This is a genomic window from Natronosporangium hydrolyticum, assembly GCF_016925615.1.
In the GTDB taxonomy this organism is placed as follows: Bacteria; Actinomycetota; Actinomycetes; order Mycobacteriales; family Micromonosporaceae; genus Natronosporangium; species Natronosporangium hydrolyticum.
The window spans coordinates 846,973-872,184 of record NZ_CP070499.1 but is presented as its reverse complement, the minus strand read 5'-3'; the positions used below and the strand labels follow the sequence as shown (position 1 = coordinate 872,184).

Here is a 25,212-nt window from a genome sequence, read left to right as displayed (position 1 = left end):
GTTGTCGCTTGCTTTACTCGCCGGTGTCTTCCGCGAAGACGCAGCCGCTCGGCTACCGGTCTGGTCCTACTCGCCCGTCGCCTTCGCGATCGCTCGGCTGCTCGGCTGGGGCTCATTCGCTGCGCTCATTCGCCCGTCGCCTTCGCGATAATCTCCTTCGCGACGTTCTGCGGAACCTCCGCGTAGGAGTCGAAGTGCATGCTGTAGCTCGCCCGGCCCTGCGTTTTGGAACGCAGATCCCCGACATAGCCGAACATCTCCGAGAGCGGCACCAGGGCTCGGACGACGCGGGCCCCCCCACGCTCCTCCATCGCCTGGATGGTGCCCCGGCGAGAGTTCAGGTCCCCGATGACGTCACCCATGTTCTCCTCCGGAGTGGTGACCTCAACGGACATCATCGGCTCAAGCAGCGCCGGATCCGCCTGCCGGGCGGCCTCCTTCAGCACCATCGAACCCGCGATCTTGAACGCCATCTCGGACGAGTCGACCTCGTGGTACTGCCCGTCGAGGAGAATCAGCCGAATCCCCACCAACGGGTACCCGGCCAACACGCCGTACTGCATGGCATCCTGCGCCCCCGCGTCGACCGAGGGGATGAACTCCTTGGGGATCCGCCCACCGGTGACCTGGTTGGCGAACTCGTACGTCGGCCCGTCCGACTGCATCGGCATCGGCTCGACGCTGACGATCACCTTCGCGTACTGGCCGGAACCGCCGGTCTGCTTCTTGTGGACGTGCTCGACCTTCGGGACCTTGCGTCGGATCGTCTCCCGGTAGGCGACCTGCGGCTTGCCGATGTTCGCCTCGACGTTGAACTCGCGCCGCATCCGGTCGACCAGGATATCCAGGTGCAGCTCGCCCATCCCGGCGATGACCGTCTGCCCAGTCTCCTCGTCGTTGGCGACCCGGAAAGTCGGGTCCTCCTCCGCGAGCCGCTGGATCGCGGTCGAGAGCTTGTCCTGGTCCGACTTGGTCTTCGGCTCGATCGCCACCTGGATGACCGGCTCCGGGAAGCTCATCGACTCCAGGATCACCGGGTTCGCCGGGTCACAGAGGGTGTCACCAGTGGTGGTCTGCTTCAGACCCTGCACCGCGATGATTTCACCAGCGTGCGCGGAGCTACGCTCCTCGCGCTTGTTGGCGTGCATCTGGTAGATCTTGCCGACCCGCTCCTTGCGGTCCTTGGTGGAGTTGACCACCTGCGACCCGGATTCGATCTTGCCCGAGTAGACCCGGACATAGGTCAGCTTGCCCAGGTGCTTGTCGGTCTGCACCTTGAACGCGAGCGCGGAGAACGGCTCAGTGGTGCTGGGCTTACGCTGCAGCGGCGTCTCGCCGTCGGTCGCGGTGCCCTCGATCGCCGGCACGTCCAGCGGCGACGGCAGGAACTCCACCACCGCGTCCAGCATCGGCTGCACGCCCTTGTTCTTGAACGCCGAGCCACACAGCACCGGGTTGAGCTTGTTGGCGATGGTCGCCCGCCGGATCGCTACCCGAAGCTCGGGCAGCGCGATCTCCTCGCCCTCGAGGTACTTCTCCATCACCTCGTCGTCGGCCTCGGCGATCGTCTCCACCAGCTGCTCCCGGTAGGCCGCGGCCTGCTCGGCGAGATCGGCCGGGATCTCCTCGATCGCGTACTCCTCACCCTTCTGGGTGTCACCACGCCAGGTGAGCGCCCGCATCTCCAGCAGGTCGACCACCCCGACGAAGTCCGACTCGGCACCGATCGGGAGCTGCAGCACCAACGGGGTCGCGCCCAGTCGCTCGCTCATCATCGACACGCAGCGGTAGAAGTCGGCGCCGGTCCGGTCGAGCTTGTTGACGAAGCACATCCGCGGCACGCCGTACTTTTCGGCCTGCCGCCAGACCTGCTCGGTCTGCGGCTCCACCCCGGCGACGCCGTCGTAGACCGCGATCGCGCCGTCGAGCACCCGCAGCGATCGCTCCACCTCGACGGTGAAGTCGACGTGCCCAGGGGTGTCGATGATCTGGACGGTGTGGTCACGCCACTCACACTTGGTGGCGGCGGACGTGATGGTGATCCCGCGCTCCTGCTCCTGGGCCATCCAGTCCATGACGGCGGCGCCGTCGTGGACCTCACCAATCTTGTAGGTGATGCCCGTGTAATAGAGGATGCGCTCGGTCGTAGTGGTCTTACCGGCATCGATGTGAGCCATGATGCCGATGTTGCGTACCCTGGCGAGGGCGTCTGCGACGGCCACTGTGCTACCTAATCTTCTCGTGGGTCTCGCACTACCAGCGGTAGTGCGCGAAGGCCCGGTTGGACTCAGCCATCTTGTGCGTGTCTTCGCGCCGCTTCACGGCGGCACCGAGGCCGTTGCTCGCGTCGAGCAGCTCATTTGTGAGGCGCTCGACCATGGTCTTCTCCCGACGGGCGCGCGAGTACTGCACCAGCCACCGCAGCCCCAGCGTCGTCGCCCGGGAGGCCCGAACCTCGACCGGAACCTGGTAAGTCGCGCCACCCACCCGGCGGCTGCGCACCTCCAGCGTGGGCTTGACGTTGTCCATCGCCCGCTTGAGCGTGATCACCGGGTCGGTGCCGGACTTCTCCTGGCAGGCGGCGAGCGCGTCGTAGACGATCCGCTCGGCGAGCTGCCGCTTGCCGTTCAGGAGCACCTTGTTGACCAGCTGGGTCACGAGTAGGGAGCTGTAGACCGGATCCGGCGTCAGCGGGTTCCGGGGAGCGGGGCCCTTCCGTGGCATGTCAGCTCTTCTCCTTCTTCGCGCCGTAGCGGCTACGGGCCTGCTTGCGGTTCCGGACACCCTGCGTATCCAACGAGCCGCGGACAATCTTGTACCGCACACCCGGGAGGTCACGGACCCGGCCTCCGCGGATCAGCACGATCGAGTGCTCTTGAAGGTTGTGACCCACCCCGGGGATGTACGCGGTCACCTCGACCTGGCTGCTGAGCTTCACCCGGGCGACCTTACGCAGCGCCGAGTTCGGCTTTTTCGGGGTGGTGGTGTAGACGCGCGTGCACACCCCGCGCCGCTGCGGGCTCCCCTTCAGCGCGGGCGTCTTCGACTTGGCTTTCTTCGCCTCGCGGCCCTTGCGGACCAGCTGCTGGATCGTAGGCATCCGGCTCTCAAGTCTCCTTCTAGTGCTGACGTCTACCTGGTCGGTCCCCGCGGTCGGGCGTGTCGCCCCATGCCCAGGAATGGCCGACCGACTTTCGCCCTAAGCGGGTTCAAGAGTGTGGCGGCGCCCTCGCAGACATCACGTCCCCGACGGGCACGCGCGCAGGGCACGCCCGGGTTGCCCCGAGCGCACGGCGTATCAGAATACGCCCGCCACCCGAGCCTGTCAAACTCTAGCAGATGCCGGCTGGTCGATTGACCCGGCCGGCCACCCCGCCAACACCTGGGCCGCCACCGGCGACGTTACGCCAGCAGCGCCAACAATGCCAGGCCGAGCGAGCAGGTCACGATCAACACTCCGACCCCACCGCAGACCAGACCGGCCACGGCCATCGGCCGCCCCCGCACCGGCGCGCCCGCCGGCGCCCGGCCCGGGCGGGTCTGCCGGATAGCGACTACCCCCAGCCCCACCGCAGCGACGCCCAGGAACCCCGCGAGCAGCCCGAAGGCACCCCCGACCAGGAGCCCCACCCCGGTGGCCCCACCCTCCGCGGCGGCGATCGCGTCCACGCCGCCGAAACAAGCGACGATCAACGAGACCAGCACCGAGACGATCCCCGCCACCAGCGAGCCGACCGCGGGGCCGGAGCTCGCCGGCGGCGCGCCGTAGATGGCCAGCCCGAACGGTGTGCCGGGCAACGGCTCGACGCGGGTCGGCGCCCGGGCGGCATCCCGGGGCGGCGGCGGGTGACGCCGCGGGCTAGGCGGCGGGGGTGGCTGCGGATGCACGCTCCGATCCTCTCACGCCCTCGCCCCGTTCCGGTCGATCATGAGCGTGGTGACAGAAACGCCCGGCGTGTCGGTCAACACGCTCATGGTCGGCAGGGAGGGGCGGGGCGGCGGCGGGGTTAGTCGACAGTCGCTGGGTAGTTGGTGGTTCCGCCCCCAGCGACCTGGAACAGGCCCACCAGGATCGCGGTGGTGAGCGCCGCACCAGCAAGCAGCACGCCGGTCCAGGCCAACCGTTCGCCGGTACGGACCACCGCGGCGCCGGTAAGGAAACCTTCGGCCGGATATGCCTGAGCCCGGAACTGCCGGGCCAATACAAGCGCGACGGTGGCCGGCACCACGCCGCCGATCAACGGCCCGGTGAGCAGCGCGAGCAGCCCGAGCCACCACACCGCCCGGGCCTTGCTGGCGCGAACCGGCTCGGGATCATCCGGATGGCGCGCAGCGACCCCCATAGATAGCCGGGACCCCGGTGTCATGGCCGGAGCCTATAACACCGGGGTCCCGATGGAAGCGATTCGTCAGCCGTAGGAGCCGAATCCGAAGTCGTCCAACGGCACCGCCTGGCCACCGGCCGGGCCGAAGCCGTAATCCGTCTCCGGGTAGCTGGTCATCGAGTAGACCTTCGACTTGGCCTCCTCGGTCGGCTCCACCCGGATGTTGCGGTACCGGTTGATGCCGGTGCCGGCCGGGATGAGCTTCCCGATGATGACGTTCTCCTTCAAGCCGATCAACGAGTCGCTGCGGGCATTGATCGCTGCGTCCGTCAGCACCCGGGTGGTCTCCTGGAAGGAGGCCGCCGAGAGCCACGACTCGGTGGCGAGCGACGCCTTGGTGATCCCCATCAGCACCGGCCGGCCAGCCGCGGGCTCGCCGCCCTCGGAGACCAGCCGCCGGTTCTCCGCCTCGAAGATCGCCCGATCGACCAGCACACCCGGCAAGAACTCGGTGGCGCCGGAGTCGATCACCTGCACCCGCTTCAGCATCTGCCGGATGATGATCTCGATGTGCTTGTCGTGGATCAGCACACCCTGCGAGCGGTAGACCTCCTGCACCTCGTTGGTGAGGTGGACCTGGACCGCCCGCGGCCCCATCACCCGCAGCAGCTCGTGCGGGTCGATGGTGCCCTCGGTCAGCTTCTCGCCGACCTGAACGTGCTCACCGTCCTGGTAACGCAGCCGAACCCGCTTCGGGATCTTGTCGTGGACGATCTCATCGCTGCCGTCGTCCGGCACGATGATGATCTTCCGCATCCGGTCGCCGTCCTCGATCCGCACCCGGCCCGGAGTCTCCGCGATCGGCGCCTTGCCCTTCGGCACCCGCGCCTCGAAGATCTCCTGGACCCGAGGCAGACCCTGGGTGATGTCCTCACCCGCGACGCCACCGATCTGGAAGGTCCGCATCGTCAGCTGCGTGCCCGGCTCACCGATCGACTGGGCGGCGATGATGCCTACCGCCTCGCCGACGTCGACCAGCTTGCCGGTCGGCAACGACCGGCCGTAGCACTTGGCGCAGATCCCGAGCTTCGACTCGCAGGTCAGCACGCTGCGAACCCGGACATCCGCGATCCCCGCGTCGACCAGTTGCTGGACCACAATGGTGTTGATGTCGGTGCCACGCGGCACCACCACGTTGCCGTCGGCGTCCAGCGCGTCCTGGGCGATGGTCCGCCCGTGCGCGCCGGTCTCGGCGTACTCGTGCACCACCACCGGTGCATCGGCGGCGTCCCGCTGCCCCACCGGCATCGGGATCGACCGGTCGGTGCCGCAGTCCTCCTCGCGGACGATGACGTCTTGGGAGACGTCGACCAGCCGCCGGGTGAGGTAACCGGAGTCGGCGGTCCGCAGTGCGGTGTCCGCCAGACCCTTCCGGGCACCGTGGCTGGAGATGAAGTACTCCAGCACGGTCAGCCCCTCCCGGTAGGAGGACTTGATCGGACGCGGGATGATCTCACCCCGCGGGTTGGCGACCAACCCGCGGATCGCGGAGATCTGCCGCAGCTGCAGCAGGTTACCCCGGGCCCCAGAGTGGATCATCTTCCACAGTGGGTTCTCCTGGGGTAGCGCGGTCTCCAGCTCCTGGGCCACCTCGTTGGTCGCCCGGGTCCAGATCTCGATCAGCTCGCCGCGGCGCTCCTCGGCGGTCATCAGACCCCGCTGGTACTGCTTGTCGATCCGCTCGGCTTCCTTCTCGTACCGCTCCAGGATGGCGGTCTTGCCGGGCGGCGCGATGACGTCGCCCATGCCGATGGTCAGCCCGGACCAGGTGGCCCAGTGGAAACCGGCCTCCTTTAGCGCGTCCAGCGAGGCGGCGAGCGCCACCTTCGGGTACCGCTCGGCGAGGTCGTTGACGATCGCCGAGAGCTGCTTCTTGCGTACCTCGTAGTTGATGAAGCGGTAACCCTCGGGCAGCGTCTCGTTGAAGATCACCCGCCCCAGGGTGGTCTCCACGATCAGCGGCTCACCGGGCTCCCAGCCCTCGGGCGCGGACCACTTGCCGTTCCCCAGGTCCAGCTCGGTAATCCCCCGCAGCCGCAGCGTAATCGGCGCCTGCAGGTGGAGTTCACCCGAGTCGTAGGCCATCCGGGCCTCACCGTCGGAGCTGAACGACCGGCCCTCGCCCGCGGTGCCCGGACGGGCGTGGGTGAGGTGGTACAGCCCGATGATCATGTCCTGGGTGGGCATGGTCACCGGCTTGCCGTCGGCCGGCTTGAGGATGTTGTTGCTGGAGAGCATCAGAATCCGCGCCTCGGCCTGCGACTCGGCCGACAGCGGCACGTGCACCGCCATCTGGTCGCCGTCGAAGTCGGCGTTGAACGCGGTACAGACCAGCGGGTGGATCTGGATCGCCTTACCCTCGACCAGCTGCGGTTCGAACGCCTGGATCCCCAGCCGGTGCAGGGTGGGTGCGCGGTTGAGCAGCACCGGGTGTTCCCCGATGACCTCTTCCAGCACGTCCCAGACGACCGGCCGCTGCCGCTCCACCATCCGCTTGGCGGACTTGATGTTCTGGGCGTGGTTCAGGTCGACCAGCCGCTTCATCACGAACGGCTTGAACAGCTCGATCGCCATCCCCTTGGGCAGCCCGCACTGGTGCAGCTTCAGCTGCGGACCGACCACGATCACCGAACGACCGGAGTAGTCGACCCGCTTGCCGAGCAGGTTCTGCCGGAACCGGCCCTGCTTACCCTTGAGCATGTCGGAGAGCGACTTCAACGGCCGGTTACCAGGTCCGGTGACCGGCCGGCCGCGGCGGCCGTTGTCGAAGAGCGCGTCGACCGCCTCCTGCAGCATCCGCTTCTCGTTGTTGACAATGATCTCGGGCGCCCCGAGGTCCATCAACCGCTTCAACCGGTTGTTCCGGTTGATCACCCGACGGTAGAGGTCGTTGAGGTCGCTGGTGGCGAACCGGCCACCGTCGAGCTGCACCATCGGCCGCAGCTCCGGCGGGATCACCGGCACGCAGTCCAGCACCATCCCCAGCGGAGAGTTGCGGGTGTTCAGGAACGCCGCGACCACCTTCAGCCGCTTCAGCGCCCGGATCTTCCGCTGGCCCTTCCCGGAGCGGATCACCTCCCGCAGCTCATCGGCCTCAGCGTCGAGGTCCAGCCGCTCCAGCAGCGCCTTGATCGCCTCAGCGCCCATGCCGCCGGTGAAGTACTCGCCGAACCGGTCGCGCAGCTCCCGGTAGAGCAGCTCGTCGGTGACCAACTGCTTCGGCTCCAGCTTGCGGAAGGTGTCGAGCACCTCCTCCAGCCGGTCGATCTCCCGCTGCGCCTTGTCCCGGATCTGCCGCATCTCCCGGTCGCCGGACTCCTTGACCTTCCGGCGTACGTCGGCCTTGGCGCCCTCAGCCTCGAGCTCGGCCAGGTCCGACTCCAGCTTGGCGGCGCGCTTCTCCACCTCGGCGTCGCGCGCGTTCTCAGCCTGCCGCTTCTCCGCGGCTACCTCGTTTTCGAGGGTGGAGATGTCACGGTGCCGAGCCTCGGTGTCCACCCCGGTGATCACGTACGAGGCGAAGTAGATGATCTTCTCGAGATCCTTCGGCGCCAGGTCCAGCAGGTAGCCGAGCCGGCTCGGGACACCCTTGAAATACCAGATGTGGGTGACCGCGGCCGCCAGCTCGATGTGGCCCATCCGCTCCCGCCGCACCTTGGCGCGGGTCACCTCCACGCCGCAGCGCTCGCAGATGATGCCCTTGAACCGGACCCGCTTGTATTTACCGCAGTAGCACTCCCAGTCCCGGGTGGGACCGAAGATCTTCTCGCAGAACAAGCCGTCCTTTTCGGGCTTGAGCGTCCGGTAGTTGATCGTCTCGGGCTTCTTTACCTCACCGTGCGACCACTGCCGGATGCTGTCGGCTGTCGCCAACCCGATCCGGAGCTCATCGAAGAAGTTAACGTCAAGCACTTCTTACGTCCTTCATAGTTGCTGTCGGGCAGAAGATGTGGTTCTTCTCCGAATCTCGTGGTCAGACTTCCTCGACGCTGCTCGGCTCCCGCCGGGACAGGTCGATACCGAGCTCCTCGGCGGCCCGGAACACCTCGTCGTCGGTCTCGCGCAGCTCGACTGCTACCCCGTCGCTAGAGAGCACCTCGACGTTGAGACACAGCGACTGCAGCTCCTTGAGCAACACCTTGAACGACTCCGGGATGCCGGCGTCGGGGATGTTCTCGCCCTTGACGATCGCCTCGTAGACCTTGACCCGGCCCAGCACGTCGTCGGACTTGATGGTGAGCAGCTCCTGCAGGGCGTACGCGGCTCCGTACGCCTGCATCGCCCAGCACTCCATCTCCCCGAAGCGCTGACCACCGAACTGCGCCTTACCACCCAACGGCTGCTGGGTGATCATCGAGTACGGCCCGGTGGAACGGGCGTGGATCTTGTCGTCGACGAGGTGGTTCAGCTTCAGGACATAGAGGTAGCCGACCGCGATCGCCTCCGGCAACGGCTCGCCGGAGCGACCGTCGTAGAGCCGGGCCTTGCCACCCTCGTTGACCATCCGCTCGCCGTCCCGGTTGGGCAGGGTCGACCCGAGCAGACCACCGATCTCCTCCTCGCGGACCCCGTCGAAGACCGGGGTGGCGACATTGGTGCCGGCCGGCGCCTCGTCTGCGGAGATCGCCGTCAGCGCCCGCTTCCAGTCCGCCTCGTCACCCTCGACCCGCCAACCGCTCTTCGCGATCCACCCCAGGTGGGTCTCCATGACCTGGCCGATGTTCATCCGGCCGGGCACGCCGAGCGGGTTGAGCACGATGTCGACGGGGGTGCCGTCGGACAGGAAGGGCATGTCTTCCACGGGCAGGATCTTCGCGATGACGCCCTTGTTGCCGTGCCGACCGGCGAGCTTGTCGCCGTCCTGGATCTTCCGCTTCTGGGCGACGTAGACCCGCACCAGCTCGTTGACGCCGGGCGAGAGTTCGTCACCGTCGTCGCGCGAGAAGGTGCGGACGCCGATCACCGTGCCGGACTCGCCGTGCGGCACCTTCAGCGAGGTATCCCGGACCTCCCGGGCCTTCTCCCCGAAGATCGCCCGCAGCAGCCGCTCCTCCGGGGTCAGCTCGGTCTCCCCCTTCGGGGTGACCTTGCCGACCAGGATGTCGCCGGGGACCACCTCGGCGCCGATCCGGATGATCCCCCGCTCGTCGAGGTCGGCGAGGGTCTCCTCGCTGACGTTCGGGATGTCCCGGGTGATCTCCTCCGGCCCGAGCTTGGTGTCCCGGGCGTCCACCTCGTGGTTCTCGATGTGGATCGAGGTGAGGACGTCCTCCTGCACCAGCCGCTGGCTGAGGATGATCGCGTCCTCGTAGTTGTGCCCCTCCCAGGACATGAACGAGACCAGCAGGTTACGCCCGAGCGCCATCTCGCCCCCGCTGGTGCAGGGGCCGTCGGCGATGACATCACCGGCCTCGACCCGGGCACCCTCCGGAACCACCGGCTTCTGGTTGACGCAGGAGCCGGAGTTGGAGCGCCGGAACTTGTGCAGCAGGTAGGTCCGGCGGTGACCGTCGTCCTGGTGCACCGTGACGTAGTCGGCGCAGGTGTCCTCGACCACCCCGGCCGCCTCGGCCACCACCACGTCGCCGGCGTCGACCGCGGCACGGTACTCCATGCCCGTCCCGACCAGCGGCGCCTCGGCGCGTACCAACGGCACCGCCTGCCGCTGCATGTTGGCGCCCATCAGCGCCCGGTTGGCGTCGTCGTGCTCCAGGAACGGGATCATGGCGGTAGCAACCGACACCATCTGTCGCGGCGAGACGTCCATGTAGTCCACCGCCGCCGGCGTCACGAAGTCGACCTCACCGCCCTTGCGTCGAACCAGCACCCGCTCGGTGGCGAAGCTGCCGTCGGCCATCAGCGGAGTGTTGGCCTGCGCCTTGACGAACCGGTCCTCCTCGTCGGCGGTCAGGTAGTCGATCTGGTCGGTGACCGTGCCGTCGATGACCTTCCGGTACGGGGTCTCGATGAACCCGAACGGGTTGACCCGCGCGAAGGTCGACAGGGCGCCGATCAGACCGATGTTCGGCCCCTCCGGCGTCTCGATCGGGCACATCCGACCGTAGTGCGACGGGTGGACGTCTCGGACCTCGAAGCCGGCCCGCTCCCGGGACAGACCACCCGGGCCGAGCGCCGAGAGCCGGCGCCGGTGGGTGAGCCCCGCCAGCGGGTTGGTCTGGTCCATGAACTGCGACAGCTGCGAGGTGCCGAAGAACTCCTTGATCGCGGCGACCACCGGCCGGATGTTGATCAGCGTCTGCGGCGTGATCGCCTCGACGTCCTGGGTGGTCATCCGCTCCCGGACCACCCGCTCCATCCGGGAGAGACCGACCCGAACCTGGTTCTGGATCAGCTCCCCGACGGTGCGCAGCCGCCGGTTGCCGAAGTGGTCGATGTCGTCGGGCTCGTAGCCCTCCTCGCCGCCGTGCAGCCGGCAGAGATATTCGACGGTCGCGGCGATGTCGTCCTCGGTCAGCACCCCGGTCGAGATCGGGAGTTCGAGCGCGAGCTTCTTGTTGAACTTGTAGCGCCCGACTTTGGCGACGTCATACCGCTTGGGGTTGAAGAACAGATTCTCCAGCAGAGTCTGGGCGTTCTCCCGGGTCGGCGGCTCACCCGGCCGCAGCTTCCGGTAGATGTCCAGCAGCGCTTCGTCCTGGCTGGTGATGTGGTCCTTTTCCAGGGTGGTCATCATCAGCTCGGACCAGCCGAACCGCTCCCGGATCGCCTCGGCCGACCAGCCGATCGCCTTGAGCAGGACGGTGACCGCCTGCCGACGCTTCCGGTCGATCCGGACGCCGACCGTGTCCCGCTTGTCAATGTCGAACTCGAGCCAGGCACCCCGGCTCGGGATCACCTTGACGCTGGTCAGGTCGCGATCCGAGGTCTTGTCTGGCTGCTTGTCGAAGTAGACGCCCGGAGACCGGACGAGCTGGGATACCACCACCCGCTCGGTACCGTTGATGATGAACGTCCCCTTGGGGGTCATCATCGGGAAGTCACCCATGAACACCGTCTGGCTCTTGATCTCGCCGGTGGTGTTGTTGGTGAACTCCGCGGTTACGAACAGCGGTGCGCAATAGGTGAGGTCCTTCTCCTTGCACTCCTCGATCGAGGCCTTCACCTCGTCGAAGCGGGGCGCGGAGAAGGAGAGTGACATCGTGCCCGAGAAGTCCTCGATAGGACTGATCTCTTCCAGGATCTCTGCGAGTCCGGAACGGGCATACTGATCGTCAGCCGTGCGCGACTGCCACGCCTCGTTCCCGACCAACCAGTCGAAGGACTGGGTCTGGATGGCGAGCAGATCAGGGACCTCAAGGTGCTCGGTAATCCGCCCGAAGGAGATTCGGCGGGGAAGCATGTCACTCGAGGTAAGGTTCGATGACTGATCGATCTTCGCAGGGCGAGTTTCCACGGGGCGAGCTGCCAAGATGCGTCCTTCCGAGGACCGGTGCTGCTTTACGGCCGTGCGCACGCCCCGACGAACAAGCCCCAGAATCCCGTAGAATCGGACATTCCAGGCAGGCACTAAGTCGGAAGGCAGCGCAAACTAGCAGTGTAGCCGCTCGGCCAACCGCTGTCTAGCCCCCTCGCCCAGCACAGTTCTCCATGTGTCCTCGGCCCCGACTCGGACGAAATCGCCGAGCGCCGGACCGGGTCGGCCCGACGCGAGCGGCGCGTCCGCGCTGGTGCTGTACTCAGCGTGCCTTCCGACCCTGCCCCCCGTCAAGGTCCCGGCCCCGCCGATCCGGATGGGAATGCGTGATTCATGCCTGAATCACCCGCAATTCCGGCGCGGATCGACGGGGCCGGGGAGGTCGAACGACGGTAGGTTACTTGACGGTAACCTTCGCGCCCTCGCCCTCCAGCTTCTCCTTGGCCTTCTCCGCGGTCTCCTTGTTCGCCGCCTCCAGAACCGCCTTCGGAGCGGCCTCGACCAGGTCCTTGGCCTCCTTCAGGCCCAGCCCGGTCAGCTCCCGGACAACCTTGATGACCTGGATCTTCTTGCCGCCGTCAGCCTCCAGGATGACGTCGAACTCGTCCTTCTCCGGCTCGGCCTCCTCGGCGGCCGCGCCCGGCGCGGCCGCGGCGACCGCCGCCACCGGCGCGGCGGCGGTTACGTCGAAGGTCTCCTCGAACTGCTTCACGAACTCCGAGAGCTCGATCAGCGTCATCTCCTTGAAGGTGTCCAGCAGTTCCTCGGTGCTCAGCTTCGCCATCTCGGCGTTCCTCTCTCGTGATCGGCCCGTAGTGGGTGGAATGCGTCGTAGGGACGCAGCAACGGCCTACTCGCCGCCCTGCTCCCGCTTCTCCTGCAGCGCGGCGGCCAACCGGACCGTCTTGCTCAGCGGGGCCTGGAACAGCGCCGCCGCCTTGCTCAGGTTGGCCTTCATCGCCCCGGCCAGCTTGGCCAGCAGCACCTCACGCGACTCCAGGTCGGCGAGGCGACGGACTTCGTCGGCCGAGATGGTCTGGCCCTCAAAGACGCCACCCTTGATGATCAGAGCGGGGTGCGCCTTGCCGAAATCCCGAATGCTCTTCGCGGCCTCGACCGGGTCGCCGGAGACGAACGCGAGCGCGGTCGGCCCCTTGAAGAGCTCCTCCAGCCCGTCGATGCCCGCCTCGGTGGCCGCCCGCTTGGCCAGCGTGTTCTTCGCCACGGTGTACGCGGCGCCGTCGCCGAGCTGCCGCCGGAGCTGCTTGAGCTCCGCAACCGTCAGTCCGCGGTACTCGGTCAGCACAGTCGCTGTCGAGCTACGGAACTGGTCGGTCAGCTCGGCCACGGCGGTCTGCTTGTCTTCCCGAACCGCCATGCCCCTCCTTCTGCCGTATCCGCCGCTGGCGGTCCGGTCACGGAGGGGAGGGCGCCAGCGCAGAAGGCGCGGCGCGGGCACGGGCGCGCAGAGAGCGCCGACTCGCGATCCGCCCCATCCTGCGCGGGCCGCCCTCGTCCGGGGCCTTCGACCGGAGATCATCCGGTAACCAGCGGTCTGTGGGTGGTTGTGGATCCACCCGGCGGCCAACCGGCCGCCGGGCAACTGCCAAGAGTACGCCGGGCGCCGCGTCAGGCGGCGACCGGGGCCTCCTGCTGGAACTTGGTCGCACTCGGGTCGATCGGAATCCCGGGACCCATGGTGGTGCTGACGGTCGCCTTCTTCAGGTAACGACCCTTGGCCGCGGCCGGCTTCAGCCGCAGGACCTCATCGAGCGCGGCGGCATAGTTGTCGACCAGCTGGTCGGTGGAGAACGACGCCTTACCGATGATCATGTGCAGATTGGCGTGCTTGTCCACCCGAAAGGTGATCTTGCCGCCCTTGATCTCGTTGACCGCCTTCGTGACGTCCATGGTCACGGTGCCGGTCTTCGGGTTCGGCATCAGCCCCCGGGGACCGAGGATCCGGGCGATCCGACCGATCTTGGCCATCTGGTCGGGCGTCGCGATCGCGGCGTCGAAGTCCAGCCAGCCCTCCTGGATCCGGGCGACCAGATCATCCGAGCCGACCTCGTCGGCGCCGGCGGCGACCGCCTCGTTCGCCTTCTCGCCCGCGGCGAACACCACCACCCGGACGGTCTTGCCGGTGCCGTGTGGCAGGTTGACCGTGCCGCGCACCATCTGATCAGCCTTGCGCGGATCGACCCCCAGCCGCATCGCCACCTCCACGGTGGCGTCGAACTTGGTCGGGCTGGTCTGCTTGGCCAGCTCCATCGCCTCGACCGGACCGTAGAGCCGGTCCCGGTCGACCAACTCGGCCGACTTGCGGTAACTCTTGCTGCGCTTCATGTTCAGGTCTCCTGTGGTTGCGACGGGCCCAGCTCGGGCCCTCCCACGACCGGCCGTCGAAAAAGGCCGGTAGGTCGGGTCAATCGTTGACGGTGATCCCCATCGACCGGGCAGTGCCGGCGATGATCTTCTCGGCCTGGTCGAGGTCCTCGACGTTGAGGTCGGCCTGCTTCCGCTCGGCGATCTCCCGCAGCTGTGCGCGGTTCACCGAGCCGACCTTGTCCCGGTGCGGCACACCGGACCCCTTGTCGATCCCGGCCGCCTTCAGCAACAGCCGGGCCGCCGGCGGAGTCTTCAGCACGAAGCTGAAGGTCCGGTCCTCGAAGACGCTGATCTCAGCGGGCACCACATCGCCGCGCTGGGACTCGGTCTGGGCGTTGTAGGTCTTGCAGAACTCCATGATGTTCAGGCCGTGCTGACCAAGCGCCGGGCCCACCGGCGGCGCCGGTGTCGCCTGCCCCGCCGGCAGCTGCAGCGTGAACGTGGTAACGAGCTTCTTCTTCGGAGGCATTCCTGGTCCTGGGCTCGGAGGTCTCGATAACCGAACGATGGTACCTGGCCGGGATTAGATCTTCGCGACCTGGTTGAAGTTGAGCTCGACCGGCGTCTCCCGACCGAAGATCGACACCAGCACCTTCAGCTTCTGCTGGTCGACGTTGATCTCGCTGATCGTGGCCGGCAGCGACGCGAAGGCACCATCGGTCACCGTGACCGAGTCGCCCTCTTCGAAATCGAGGACCTTCACCTCGGTCGGCGCCTTCTTCTGCGTGGTCGGCTCCGCCGCCGGAGCGAGCCACTTGATCACCTCGTCGAGGCTGAGCGGCGCGGGCCGGTCGGCGCGGTCAGTGGCACCGACGAAGCCGGTCACCCCCGGAGTGTTGCGCACACAGGAGTATGACTCGGGGCTCAGCTCCATCCGGACCAGGATGTAACCGGGGAAAACCTTGTTTTGGACCTGGGTCCGCTTGCCGCTCTTGACCTCGATCTCTTCCCGAGTGGGAACCTCGACTTGGAAGATGTGGTCCTCCATGTCGAGCGAGGTGATCCGGGTCTCAAGATTGGTCTTGACCTTGTTTTCGTAGCCAGCGTAGGAGTGCACCACGAACCAATCGCCCGGCGCGAACCGCAGCTGATCACGCAGCGCGGCGGCGGGATCCGCCACCGGCTCCGGGCCCGCCGCGTCCTCCTCCGGCGGCTCATCGCCCGGCAGCTCATCGCCCGGCGCCGCCGCGACGGCGCTCAGGTCGCCATCGGGCGGCGCCGACGCCGCTTCGGCGATCGGCTCCGCGCCGGTGTCGTCGGCATCGAGAGCAGGCTCGGGCAGATCCGCCCGGCCGGTCTCGTCATAGTCAACCACGTCGTACTTCGCTTCCGTTGACATGTATCCCCGTCTAGTGGCCAAAGACCCACTGTACGGCGCTGGCGAACGCGTAGTCGAAGCCGGCGATGATCGTCATCATCACCGCGATGAAGAAGACCACCACCACCGCGTAGGTCAGCAGCTCTTTACGAGTCGGCCAGATAACCTTACGCAGCTCCGCCACGACTTCCCGGACGAACCGCCCGATCCGGCCGAAACCAAATCGGGGACCGCCGCGCCGTTCGATGACCGCAGCGTCACCGCTGCCCGACCCGTCGCGGCCGCTGTCGGCGGCGTCGTCGAACTCGTCCGCGGCGCCTGCGCCTGGTCGGTTCCCCTTAGCCACTTCAGTCCTCTTCCTCGCGGTGTCGGTTTCCTCGGCGGATGGCCCGTCGGCGTGGGTCTATCGGCGGTCACGGATGACCGATCACCGCCGCCAGCCCGGTCGCCGACCCGGATCCTCAAGACCCGGCCGGACAGCCGCCCGCGGTGGCAGGGGTGACAGGACTCGAACCTGCAACCTACGGTTTTGGAGACCGTTGCGCTGCCAATTGCGCCACACCCCTAGGTGCGTCAGTGCGGAATCCACACTGCCGTGCGCGACCAGTGTACGGGTAACCGAGCCCCCGGCCCAACCGGGGCGCCCACACGGGCCGGAACCGGGCGCCGTCGGGTTAGGCCCGGACCGTGGCCCGAGCCTGCGCCAGCACCTTCTGCCCCTGGCAGACCGCGGTGAGCTCCAGCTCCGCACGATCGTCCGTGATCGACTTGACCTTCCCCGAGACGACCACCTCGGTCCCGGCGTCGTCGTCGGGCACCGGCACCGGCCGGGCGAACCGGACCCCGAAATCGAGCACCGCGTCGGCGGCGCCCGCCCATGCGGTCACCGCACGACCAGCCAGCGCCATGGTGAACATGCCGTGGGCGATCACCCCGGGCAGCCCGACCTCGCGAGCGAACCGTTCATTCCAGTGAATCTGGTTGAAATCACCCGAAGCCCCGGCGTAACGGACCAGGTCGGCTCGGGTCACGGTGAAGGTGTGAGCCGGCAACTGCGCACCGACGACCAGCCCGGTCACGAATCGTCACCTCGCACGACGAGCTTGTGCCAGAGCGTGACCACCGGCTCGCCTGCGGGGGTGGTCAACTCGATCCGGGTGTTGAGGAACTCGTGCCCGGCCCGCTCGGTGATCTCCTCGATGGTGAGCACGCTGACCAACTCGTCACCGGCCACCACCGGCCGGACGTAGCTGAACCGCTGGTCGCCGTGCACCACCCTGGAGTAATCGAGCCCCAGCTCAGAGTCGGTCTGGAGCTGCTCGGCCGCGGCGGTGCCGGCCACGATCGGAAACGTCGGTGGCGCCACCACGTCGGCGTGCCCGCGCGCCCGGGCCGCCTCCGGATCATGATGGATCGGGTCGTCGGCGCCGATCGCGGAGGCGAACTCGCGGATCTTCTCCCGCCCTACCAGGTAGGGCCCGCTCGGCGGAAAGCTACGACCAACGTACGCGCGATTGAGGGGCATCGCAGGCCGCGTCAGCGGGTCTCGCGGTGACCGGTGTGCTTGCCGCAGCGGGGGCAGAATTTCTTGATTTCGATCCGGTCCGGATCATTACGGCGGTTCTTGGTGGTGATGTAGTTTCGCTCTTTACAGTCCACACACGCCATAGTGATCTTGGGGCGGACGTCGGTCGCCTTGGCCACGGCGAAGCGCTCCTTGCGATTGTGCGGTTACCGGCTGATGGCGGTAGCGGTAGCGGTGGCCGGACTCGAACCGGCGACACAACGATTATGAGCCGTTTGCTCTACCTCCTGAGCTACACCGCCTCGCTTTCGCGAGCCCCCTTACGGAATCGAACCGTAGACCTTCTCCTTACCATGGAGACGCTCTGCCGACTGAGCTAAGGGGGCAACGTCACTGACCGGATCACTCCGGTGCGACGTGCAGAGCCTAGCGTACACGCCCCCCTCAGCCCACTGCACGCAGGCGTCGCACTTGGCCCCCGGCGTGCGGCTCGGCGTCGGTCTGCGCAGCGAACCACGCCTCCAGGCGCTCATACGGCAGTGGCCGGCTGAAGAGGAACCCCTGGCCGATGTCGCAGCCGATCTCCTCCAGCAGGTTCAGCGTCAGCTCGCTCTCCACCCCCTCGGCGACCACCGTGAGGTCGAAGTGCCGGGCCAGGTCCACCACTGCCCGGACGATCGCCAGATCGCCAGCGTCGGTCGCCATACCCTGGACGAACGACTGGTCGATCTTGACCTCGTGGACCGGCAGCCGACTCAGATAGGAGAGCGAGGAGTAGCCGGTGCCGAAGTCGTCCACCGACAACCGGACGCCCAACTCGGCGAGCTGATGCAGGGTAGGCAAGGGCTGATCCGCCTCGCCCACCGAGCCGTCCTCGGTGATCTCGAAAGTCAGCAGCTCGGGATCGACCTCGTACTCCCGCAACAACTCGCTGACCCGCGCCGGGAAACTCGGGTCCATCAGGGTCCGGGAAGAGAGATTGATCGCGACCGGCAACGGGTGGCCGGCCTGTGCCCACTGCCGCGCCCGCCGCAGCCCCGCGGTGAGCACCGCCTCGGTGAGCTGGCCGAGTAACCCGGTGTGCTCAGCGACCGCCACGAACTCCGGCGGCGGCACCGAGCCGTGCCCCGGATGCTCCCACCGGGCCAGGCACTCCACTCCGACCAGCCGCCGATCCGGAATCGAGACCTTCGGCTGGAAGTAGACCTCCAGCTCGTCGTCGTCGAGCGCCTGGCGCAGATCCGCAGCCAGCCCCAGCCGCCGAGCCGAACCGGACTCCAACGCCTTGTTGAACAGCTGCACGCCGCCCACCAGCCCCTTCGCCGCCTGGGTCGCCAGGTCAGCGCGCTGCAGCAGCACGCTCGGCTCCGGGCCGTGCTCCGGATGCAGGGTCACCCCGACCGCGACATCGACGTCGAGCGTCAACGAGCCGACCGTCAACGGGTCCCGCAGCTCCTGCCGCAGCGAGCCGGCGAGTGACAGCGCGGCACCCTCATCGGCCATCGGCAGGGTGACCACGAATGCGTCCCCGCCGATCCGGCCCACCAGCGCCGCCGACGGAGCGGCCGCCCGCAGCCGGCGTGCGACCTCGACCAGGAGCTGGTCTCCGGCCGCCCGGCCGAGCGACTCATTGACATCCCGGAGCCCACCGACGTCCAGCAGCAGCACCGCCACCATCTCCCCCGGGGTACGCCCCGAGATCGACTCGCCCAACGCGTCGGTGATCCGCCGCCGGTTGGGCAGGCCGGTGAGCGAGTCGTGGTACGCGTCGAAGCGCAGCCGCTCGACCAGCCGCGAATTCTCCACCGCCACCGCGGCGTGCGCGGCGATCGTCTCCAACAACCGGACGTCGGCCGGACCGAAGAATGCGGTGTCGCCGATCCGGCCGGACACCTCTAGGCAGCCGATCACCGCCGAGCCCGCCCGCAGCGGGACCACGATCACATCCTTGGTGCCGGTCCGGCGGAGCACCGGCCGCAGCGACTCGTCACCGAGCCGAGGACCGACCGCCACGCTCGCCCCGTGCGTGAAGGCCCGCTGCCGGATCGGCTCCGGCGTGTCCGAGACGTCCAACAACGCCCGGTAGTCGACCTTTGCCGAGAGAAGCACCTCAGGGTGCCGCCCGCTCGCCGGGATCCACAAGGTCGCGTACTCGGCCTGGAGCATCTCTCGCACCCGGCCGAGCAGGACATCGGCCAACGTGCCGTCATGGGGAGTATCGGCGACGACCCGGGTTAGCTCGTACATCTCACTCAACGACCGGCTGTGCCGCACCGACTGGACGTACGACCGGTACGAGATCACCAGGAATCCGGTCACCACCGCCAGCAGCAGCAGCGACCAGGCACCCTGCTGCAGCAGCACCAGCACCACGATCCCGATGGTGATGTTGAGGGCGGCCACCGGCAGCGCGGGAATGGCGGTACGCATGAAGTCACGGGTGACGATCCGCCCCTGGACCAGGCTCACCGCTCCGAGTACGGCGGTGAGGGTCACCAGCACGTTTGCGGCCACCGCTGCCGCCAGGACCAGCCAGGTGAGCGGGTCCTGGCCATCCAACGGGGATCCGGCTCGGACGATCAAGCTCGCCAGCGCGGCGCCGGCGGCGAGCGACGCCACGTTGAACCAGAGCTTCACCTTCGCCTGGCCCTGCGAGGCCATGACGCACAGCGTGGCGACGGCACGGGCCGCCACCAGCAGCACCGGCGGTAGGAAGAAGAGCGCGAGCAGCAACGGGATATCGGTAACCGACACCCCCACGGCGTGCCGGCGGACCTCCACCCGGAACACCGTGAGATCGGCTGCGACGAAAAGAATCAGGAACAGGATGGAGAGTGGCCAGGCCCAACCGGGAATGGTCTCTCCGATCTGGGCAGCAAAGGCCCAGAGCACCGCCATTACCGCGAGCGGCGCCGTCAGTGCCCAAGCGCGACGGCCAGAGCGGCTAGGCTCGGCGTGCGATCCAGGCAAGCACCCCTCCTACCGGATCACGGGCGGGATCGGCGACCGGCGCCGAAGAACCGGCGCCGGTGGCCGGCTTACTCCCAGCGGAAGTCGTTGGGCTCGTAGACCGCTTCACTCCCCGCCGTGCTGGTGACGTCGTCAGCGGTCTCGCCGGCGGCGAGGGCCGAGGAACCGACCAACGTAGCACCGGCCCCGAACGCGGCGACGGCCACGAGCCGACTGGCCCACCGTGCAAGATTGCGTGTGCGCATGAGATCTCCTTCCGCGGGCCTACTCCCACTAAGATATCGACCATCGTGTCACATCGTTCGGCATACCGAAAGCCGGATCTGCCGCCCTCATCCGAACGTCCGATAGGTGGCCTGCTAAGGGCAGCTCGATCGCCCGAATTCCCACGGCTAATGCCACGATGGATGGCCGAACGCGGCCGATCAGCGGAAGAATGGCTGGTGTGACGGACAGTCAGGACCAGTTGCTGGCGGAGCTCGTGCAAGGAGTCCGGCGGCTGCTGCGCCAGTCGGTGCGCTACTACGACGCGGTCGCCGACCAGCTCGGCTTGACCCTCACCGACCTGACCTGCGTCGACACTCTACGGGAGCGGCGCCGGGCCACCGCCAGCGAACTCGCGGCCGAACTGGGGCTCACCACCGGCGCCGTGACCCGCATGATCGACCGGCTGGTACAGGCGGGCTTCGTCGCCCGTCGCCCCGACCCAGCCGACCGGCGGCGGGTGATCGTGACGCTGGAGCCCACCGCCGAGGCCTCGGTCGCCGGCCTCTTCGCCGGCCAGGCCGCCCACCTCACTGAGGCCGGCAGTACGCTCACCGCCGGCCAGCTACAACTGCTCCGCGACTTCGTCCGAGAACGCGCCGAGGCGACCCAGCGGGAGGCCGACCGGCTCCGGCAACAGGGGCGACCGCACGCCGTTCGCCGCGGCGGCCCGCCGGGCCACCGATCATGATCGGCCAGAAGGAGGCGTCACAGCTCCGGGTCGTGGCGCATCAGTTGCCGGGCGGCCTCGGTGATCGACCCGGACAGCGACGGGTAGATGGTGATGGTCTGCGCCAGCTGATCCACCGTGAGCTGAGTGCTGACCGCCAGCGAGATCGGCAGGATCAGCTCGCTCGCCCGAGGTGCGACCACCACCCCGCCGATCACCACCCCCGAGGGAGCCCGGCAGAACAGCTTGATGAACCCGTCGGACAGGCCCGCCATCTTCGCCCGAGCGTTACCGGTCAGCGGCAGCATCACTTCCCGCACCGGCGACTGGGCCGCGTCGACCTCGGCCTGGGACGCGCCGACGGTCGCGAGCTCGGGGTCGGTGAAGACGTTCGCCGACACCGTTCGCAGCCGCAGCGGCGCCACCGCCTCGCCCAGCGAGTGCCACATGGCGATCCGGCCCTGCATCGCGGCGACGCTCGCCAACGGCAGGACCCCGGTGCAGTCGCCAGCGGCGTAGATGCCGGGCACATTGGTACGCGAGACTCGGTCCACCGGGATGTGCCCGCTGGACCCGACCCGGACCCCGTACTCGGCCAGCCCGAGGGCCTCAGTGTTCGGCACCGACCCGACCGCCATCAGCGCGTGGCTGCCGGTCACCTCCCGGCCGTCGGTCAGCCGGACCACCACCTGGTCGCCGTGCCGCGTCACCGACTCGGCCCGGGAGTTGTTCAGGATCGCCATCCCCCGGTCCCGGAAGACCCGTTCGATCGCGGTCGCGGCGTCCGGGTCCTCATGCGGCATCACTCGGTCCCGGCTGGAGACCAGCGTCACCGGCAACCCCATCGCCAGGTACGCGGAGGCGAACTCGGCTCCGGTGACTCCGGACCCGACCACGATCAGATGTTCGGGCAGCGCGGGTAGGTCGTACACCTGCCGCCAGGTGAGGATCCGCTCCCCGTCGGGGATGGCGCTCGCCAGCACCCGGGGGGTTGCGCCGGTGGCGAGCAGGATCACATCGGCGGCGAGCGGGTACTCGTCGCCGCCGTCGGCAGGGGTCACGAGCACCGGGTGGTGGTGGGTGACGGCCGCCGTCCCCAGCCGGGCCCGCCCGCGTACGACCGTGACCCCGGCGGCCCGCAGTTTGGCGTCGATGTCCTGCGACTGGGCCGCGGCGAGCCGGCGCACCCGCTGGTGGACCGCGGGAGCGTCGATGGTTACCGCGCCGGTGCCGGGCAGCTGGATCCCGAAGCGCTCGCCGCCGCCGTACCCGGTGACCACGTCGGAGCTGGCGATGAAAGTCTTAGAGGGGACGCAGTCGTGCAGCACACACGCGCCGCCGATGCCCTCGGCATCGATCACCGTGACCTCAGCGTCGAGTTGGGCCGCGACCAACGCCGCTTCGTACCCGGCCGGTCCGCCCCCGATGATCACAATCCGGCTCATGACACGCGCGCTCCCGTCTGTTCTGACCTCGATCCTGGCAGCTATCGTCAGCGCCGTGCGCCACTACGCTGCCTACGGTTCGAATCTCGACCCCGCGCGGATGCGAGCTTACTGCCCGCACTCCCCCATGATCGGTACGGGGTGGTTGGAGGGTTGGCGACTGACCTTCGGGGGCGAAGCCGCCCTGGGCTGGGAGGGAGCGGTCACCACCGTGGTGGAGTCACCGGGTGACCGGGTCTTCGTCGCGCTCTACGACGTCCATCCCCGCGATGCCGCCAACCTCGACGAGGTGGAGGGCGCGGTCGCCGGCACGTACCGGAAACTGACGGTACAGGTGGCGACGCTGGACGGCGCGGTCACCGCCTGGGTGTATGTGCTGGACGGTTACGAAGGTGGCCTACCCACCGCGTGGTATCTGTCGGAGATCGCCAACGCGGCCGAGGCCGCTGGGGCCCCCGCCGACTACCTGCGCGACCTACGTTCCCGGCCGACCCGGACGGCCTCCCCGGAGCCGTAGGAAGCTCACCCGCCGGCCAGGTCGATCGTGGTGGCTGGCTCCACGTGGTGGTAGTCACAGTTGGCGAGTTTGGACAGATTGGTGTCGTAGACCTTGGCGCCGGCGGCCGACAGCAGATGATCGTGGATTCCGTACGCCTGCCGGGGCGCGACCGCCCGGACGAAGTCGACCGCTTCGGCGAGCCGCTGCCACGGCGCGTTGATCGGCAGCAGTAGGGTCTCCACCTGCGACCCGGCGGGCAGGTCGGCCGGGTCGACCGAGTCGCCCGGGTGGTAGAGCACATCCTCGATCAGGAAGCCGATGTTGGCGATCCGGGGGATGTCCGCGTGGATCAGCGCGTGCTGGCCACCGCCGACCCGAATCCCGAACCCGGCGGCGGTGAACTCGTCCCCGGCGTTGACCGGGTGGACCTGCACCGCCTCGCCGAGCACCGCCAGCTTGGAGACCACATCCGGGTGGGCGTAGACGGTCAGCGAGGGACGGTCGGCTGCCGCCGCGGTGAGCTTGTCCACATCGAGATGGTCGGCGTGTTCGTGGGTGATCAACACCACATCGGCGCCGAGTAGCGCGGCCTGCTCACTGAACCCGCCCGGATCGATCACCAGCACCCCGGAGTCGTGCTCCAATCGGATACACGAATGGGTGTACTTCGTCAGCTGCATGTGACCTCCCTCACCGCCAGACCGCGGACTCGCCACGGTGATAGCCGAGTGCCTAGTCTGCCCGGCGCCCCACCCGCCGCGCTCGGCGCCACCCCGCCGCCGCCGGTTTGTACGTCCGCCACCCCGCGTGACCGCGACAGCCCTTCCTCCGTTGACGAGAGTGAGGCTCCGGTGACCACCCGGAGTAACCGCCGGTCGGCGCCGGATCCGCCCCGGAAATCGCCTTTCACCAGGCATTTTGTGACGCTGAGCAATATCATTGCTACGGTAACGAGGTTGCGTAGCGTCACCGTATTCGGTCTAGGCTGTCCGAGTTCGTGTCGCCGGAAGAGATCGAGATGAAGCCGAAATGAGCGCGTTGACCGTGCCCGAGAGTCAGCTGGCCGCCCCTGCCCACGGCCCGGCCGTTGCGCGGCCGGAGACCCCCGTGGCCGCGCAGCCGCTCCCTGGCGGGCTGGACCAGTGGCTCGCAGAGCGCCACGGCGAGCTGATCGCGGTACGTCGACACCTCCACGCCCACCCGGAGCTGTCCCACCAGGAGTTCGAGACCACCGCGCTGGTCGCGGGCGAGCTGCGGGTGGCCGGGCTCACCCCCCGGCTGCTCCCCAGCGGCAACGGCGTGATCTGTGACATCGGCGAGGGTGGCCCGGTGGTCGCGCTGCGGGCCGACATGGACGCGCTGCCGATCGACGACCCGAAGGAGGTGGAGTACCGCTCCACCGTCCCCGGGGTGGCCCACGCCTGCGGGCACGATGTGCACACCGCGATCCTGCTCGGCGCCGGGCAGGCGCTGGCCCGGCTCGCCGACGCCGGAGCGCTGCCCGGTCGGGTGCGGCTGGTGTTCCAGCCCGCCGAGGAGGCGAGCCCTTCCGGTGCTCCGCAGATGATCGCCGCTGGCGCGCTCACCGATGTCGCCGCGATCTTCGGCCTACACTGCGCGCCCCGGCTGCCCACCGGCACCGTCGCGGTCCGCACCGGCCCGCTCACCGCGGCCACCGACATCGTGTCAGTGAACGTCTCCGGACCGGGCGGCCACACCGCCCGGCCACACCTGACCGTGGATCTGGTCCACGCGTTGAGCCGGCTGGTAGTCGACGTGCCGGCGCTGCTCGACCGCCGGCTCGACCCGCGTGCCCGGGTCTCGCTGGTCTTCGGGTCCATCGCCGCCGGCCAGGCTCCGAATGCGATCCCGGCCACCGGGCATGCCCGCGGCACCGTGCGGGTGCTTGGCCGCGAGGCCTGGCGGGAGGCTCCCGAGCTGATCACCCAGCTGATGCAGGAGGTCGCGGCGGCGACCGGCGCCACCGCCTCGGTCGACTATGTCCGGGGCGTGCCGCCGGTGGTAAACGACGCGCGGGCGACCGAGCTGATCGCCGAAGCGGCCCGGCTCGCGCTCGGCCCGGATGAGGTCACCGAGGCCGAGCTGAGCATGGGCGGCGAGGATTTCGGGTTCTATCTGGAGCAGGTGCCCGGGTCGATGATCCGGCTGGGTACCGGCATCGCCGACGCGGCGCCGATGGACATCCACCAGGCGGGCTTCGACGTGGACGAGCGGGCGATCAACCACGGCGTCCGGGTCATGGTCCACACCGCCCTCGCCTCGTTGGCGCGCTTCACCGACTAGCGCGCTTTT

Annotated in this window: 23 protein-coding genes and 3 tRNA genes; 3 read left to right on the top strand and 23 right to left on the bottom strand. The window is 68.2% G+C overall.

Annotated features, from left to right (window positions below):
- Positions 1–125: 125 nt before the first annotated feature.
- The 21 genes from fusA to JQS43_RS03860 form a co-directional block, all read right to left on the bottom strand.
- Positions 126–2,222: an elongation factor G gene (gene fusA / locus JQS43_RS03960; RefSeq protein ID WP_275581014.1), complete on the bottom strand. Its 2,097-nt coding sequence runs from the start codon at positions 2,220–2,222 to the stop codon at positions 126–128.
- 31 nt (positions 2,223–2,253) lie between these two features.
- The gene (gene rpsG, locus JQS43_RS03955; protein ID WP_239677693.1) at positions 2,254–2,724 is read right to left on the bottom strand and encodes a 30S ribosomal protein S7; all 471 of its coding nucleotides are present in this window, start codon (positions 2,722–2,724) and stop codon (positions 2,254–2,256) included.
- A gap of 1 nt (position 2,725) precedes the next feature.
- On the bottom strand, positions 2,726–3,100 hold the full coding sequence (rpsL, locus tag JQS43_RS03950; protein WP_239677692.1) for a 30S ribosomal protein S12: 375 nt from the start codon (positions 3,098–3,100) through the stop codon (positions 2,726–2,728).
- 302 nt (positions 3,101–3,402) lie between these two features.
- Complete coding sequence (locus JQS43_RS03945) at positions 3,403–3,888, bottom strand: hypothetical protein (RefSeq protein ID WP_239677691.1); 486 nt, start codon at positions 3,886–3,888, stop codon at positions 3,403–3,405.
- 119 nt (positions 3,889–4,007) lie between these two features.
- Entirely contained in the window at positions 4,008–4,367 is a 360-nt protein-coding gene (locus JQS43_RS03940) for a hypothetical protein (protein WP_239677690.1), read from the bottom strand.
- A gap of 42 nt (positions 4,368–4,409) precedes the next feature.
- Complete coding sequence (locus tag JQS43_RS03935) at positions 4,410–8,297, bottom strand: DNA-directed RNA polymerase subunit beta' (protein ID WP_239677689.1); 3,888 nt, start codon at positions 8,295–8,297, stop codon at positions 4,410–4,412.
- A 61-nt stretch (positions 8,298–8,358) separates the two neighbouring features.
- The gene (gene rpoB / locus JQS43_RS03930; protein WP_239677688.1) at positions 8,359–11,745 is read right to left on the bottom strand and encodes a DNA-directed RNA polymerase subunit beta; all 3,387 of its coding nucleotides are present in this window, start codon (positions 11,743–11,745) and stop codon (positions 8,359–8,361) included.
- Positions 11,746–12,217: 472 nt separating this feature from the next.
- Positions 12,218–12,604 carry a 50S ribosomal protein L7/L12 gene (gene rplL, locus JQS43_RS03925; protein ID WP_239677687.1) on the bottom strand — a complete coding sequence of 129 codons (387 nt, stop codon included), beginning with the start codon at positions 12,602–12,604 and terminating at the stop codon, positions 12,218–12,220.
- A 66-nt stretch (positions 12,605–12,670) separates the two neighbouring features.
- Entirely contained in the window at positions 12,671–13,198 is a 528-nt protein-coding gene (gene rplJ, locus JQS43_RS03920) for a 50S ribosomal protein L10 (RefSeq protein ID WP_239677686.1), read from the bottom strand.
- 251 nt (positions 13,199–13,449) lie between these two features.
- Positions 13,450–14,166, bottom strand: a complete 717-nt coding sequence (gene rplA / locus JQS43_RS03915; RefSeq protein ID WP_239677685.1) for a 50S ribosomal protein L1 — start codon at positions 14,164–14,166, stop codon at positions 13,450–13,452.
- Between the two features lie 79 nt (positions 14,167–14,245).
- Entirely contained in the window at positions 14,246–14,677 is a 432-nt protein-coding gene (gene rplK / locus JQS43_RS03910) for a 50S ribosomal protein L11 (protein WP_239677684.1), read from the bottom strand.
- Between the two features lie 54 nt (positions 14,678–14,731).
- Positions 14,732–15,547: a transcription termination/antitermination protein NusG gene (gene nusG / locus JQS43_RS03905; protein ID WP_239677683.1), complete on the bottom strand. Its 816-nt coding sequence runs from the start codon at positions 15,545–15,547 to the stop codon at positions 14,732–14,734.
- A gap of 10 nt (positions 15,548–15,557) precedes the next feature.
- On the bottom strand, positions 15,558–15,872 hold the full coding sequence (gene secE / locus JQS43_RS03900) for a preprotein translocase subunit SecE (protein ID WP_239677682.1): 315 nt from the start codon (positions 15,870–15,872) through the stop codon (positions 15,558–15,560).
- 144 nt (positions 15,873–16,016) lie between these two features.
- Positions 16,017–16,092: transfer RNA gene (locus JQS43_RS03895), tRNA-Trp, on the bottom strand.
- A 108-nt stretch (positions 16,093–16,200) separates the two neighbouring features.
- Positions 16,201–16,605, bottom strand: a complete 405-nt coding sequence (locus JQS43_RS03890; protein WP_420847648.1) for a MaoC family dehydratase — start codon at positions 16,603–16,605, stop codon at positions 16,201–16,203.
- Positions 16,602–17,051 (bottom strand): MaoC family dehydratase N-terminal domain-containing protein, encoded by a 450-nt coding sequence (locus JQS43_RS03885; protein ID WP_239677681.1) that lies wholly within the window; start codon positions 17,049–17,051, stop codon positions 16,602–16,604. Before JQS43_RS03885 ends, JQS43_RS03890 begins: the two co-directional genes overlap by 4 nt.
- An 11-nt stretch (positions 17,052–17,062) precedes the next feature.
- Positions 17,063–17,230 carry a 50S ribosomal protein L33 gene (rpmG, locus tag JQS43_RS03880; RefSeq protein ID WP_239677680.1) on the bottom strand — a complete coding sequence of 56 codons (168 nt, stop codon included), beginning with the start codon at positions 17,228–17,230 and terminating at the stop codon, positions 17,063–17,065.
- A gap of 50 nt (positions 17,231–17,280) precedes the next feature.
- A tRNA-Met gene (locus JQS43_RS03875) sits at positions 17,281–17,353 on the bottom strand.
- An 11-nt stretch (positions 17,354–17,364) separates the two neighbouring features.
- Positions 17,365–17,437: transfer RNA gene (locus tag JQS43_RS03870), tRNA-Thr, on the bottom strand.
- A gap of 58 nt (positions 17,438–17,495) precedes the next feature.
- Positions 17,496–19,949, bottom strand: a complete 2,454-nt coding sequence (locus JQS43_RS03865; RefSeq protein ID WP_239677679.1) for a putative bifunctional diguanylate cyclase/phosphodiesterase — start codon at positions 19,947–19,949, stop codon at positions 17,496–17,498.
- Positions 19,950–20,089: 140 nt separating this feature from the next.
- A complete protein-coding gene (locus JQS43_RS03860; protein WP_239677678.1) occupies positions 20,090–20,266 on the bottom strand; it encodes a hypothetical protein in 177 nt (58 codons plus the stop codon).
- 200 nt (positions 20,267–20,466) lie between these two features.
- Between JQS43_RS03860 and JQS43_RS03855 the strand changes: the two genes are divergently transcribed.
- Positions 20,467–20,976 (top strand): MarR family winged helix-turn-helix transcriptional regulator, encoded by a 510-nt coding sequence (locus tag JQS43_RS03855; RefSeq protein WP_239677677.1) that lies wholly within the window; start codon positions 20,467–20,469, stop codon positions 20,974–20,976.
- A 17-nt stretch (positions 20,977–20,993) separates the two neighbouring features.
- Here the strand turns inward: JQS43_RS03855 and JQS43_RS03850 are convergent, their stop codons facing one another.
- The gene (locus tag JQS43_RS03850) at positions 20,994–22,400 is read right to left on the bottom strand and encodes an NAD(P)H-quinone dehydrogenase (RefSeq protein ID WP_239677676.1); all 1,407 of its coding nucleotides are present in this window, start codon (positions 22,398–22,400) and stop codon (positions 20,994–20,996) included.
- A gap of 55 nt (positions 22,401–22,455) precedes the next feature.
- Between JQS43_RS03850 and JQS43_RS03845 the strand changes: the two genes are divergently transcribed.
- Entirely contained in the window at positions 22,456–22,917 is a 462-nt protein-coding gene (locus JQS43_RS03845) for a gamma-glutamylcyclotransferase family protein (protein ID WP_239679303.1), read from the top strand.
- Positions 22,918–22,922: 5 nt separating this feature from the next.
- Here the strand turns inward: JQS43_RS03845 and JQS43_RS03840 are convergent, their stop codons facing one another.
- Positions 22,923–23,579, bottom strand: coding sequence for an MBL fold metallo-hydrolase (locus JQS43_RS03840; RefSeq protein ID WP_239677675.1), 657 nt, complete (start codon positions 23,577–23,579; stop codon positions 22,923–22,925).
- Between the two features lie 349 nt (positions 23,580–23,928).
- Between JQS43_RS03840 and JQS43_RS03835 the strand changes: the two genes are divergently transcribed.
- Positions 23,929–25,203, top strand: coding sequence for an amidohydrolase (locus JQS43_RS03835; protein WP_239677674.1), 1,275 nt, complete (start codon positions 23,929–23,931; stop codon positions 25,201–25,203).
- The last annotated feature ends 9 nt before the right edge of the window (positions 25,204–25,212 follow it).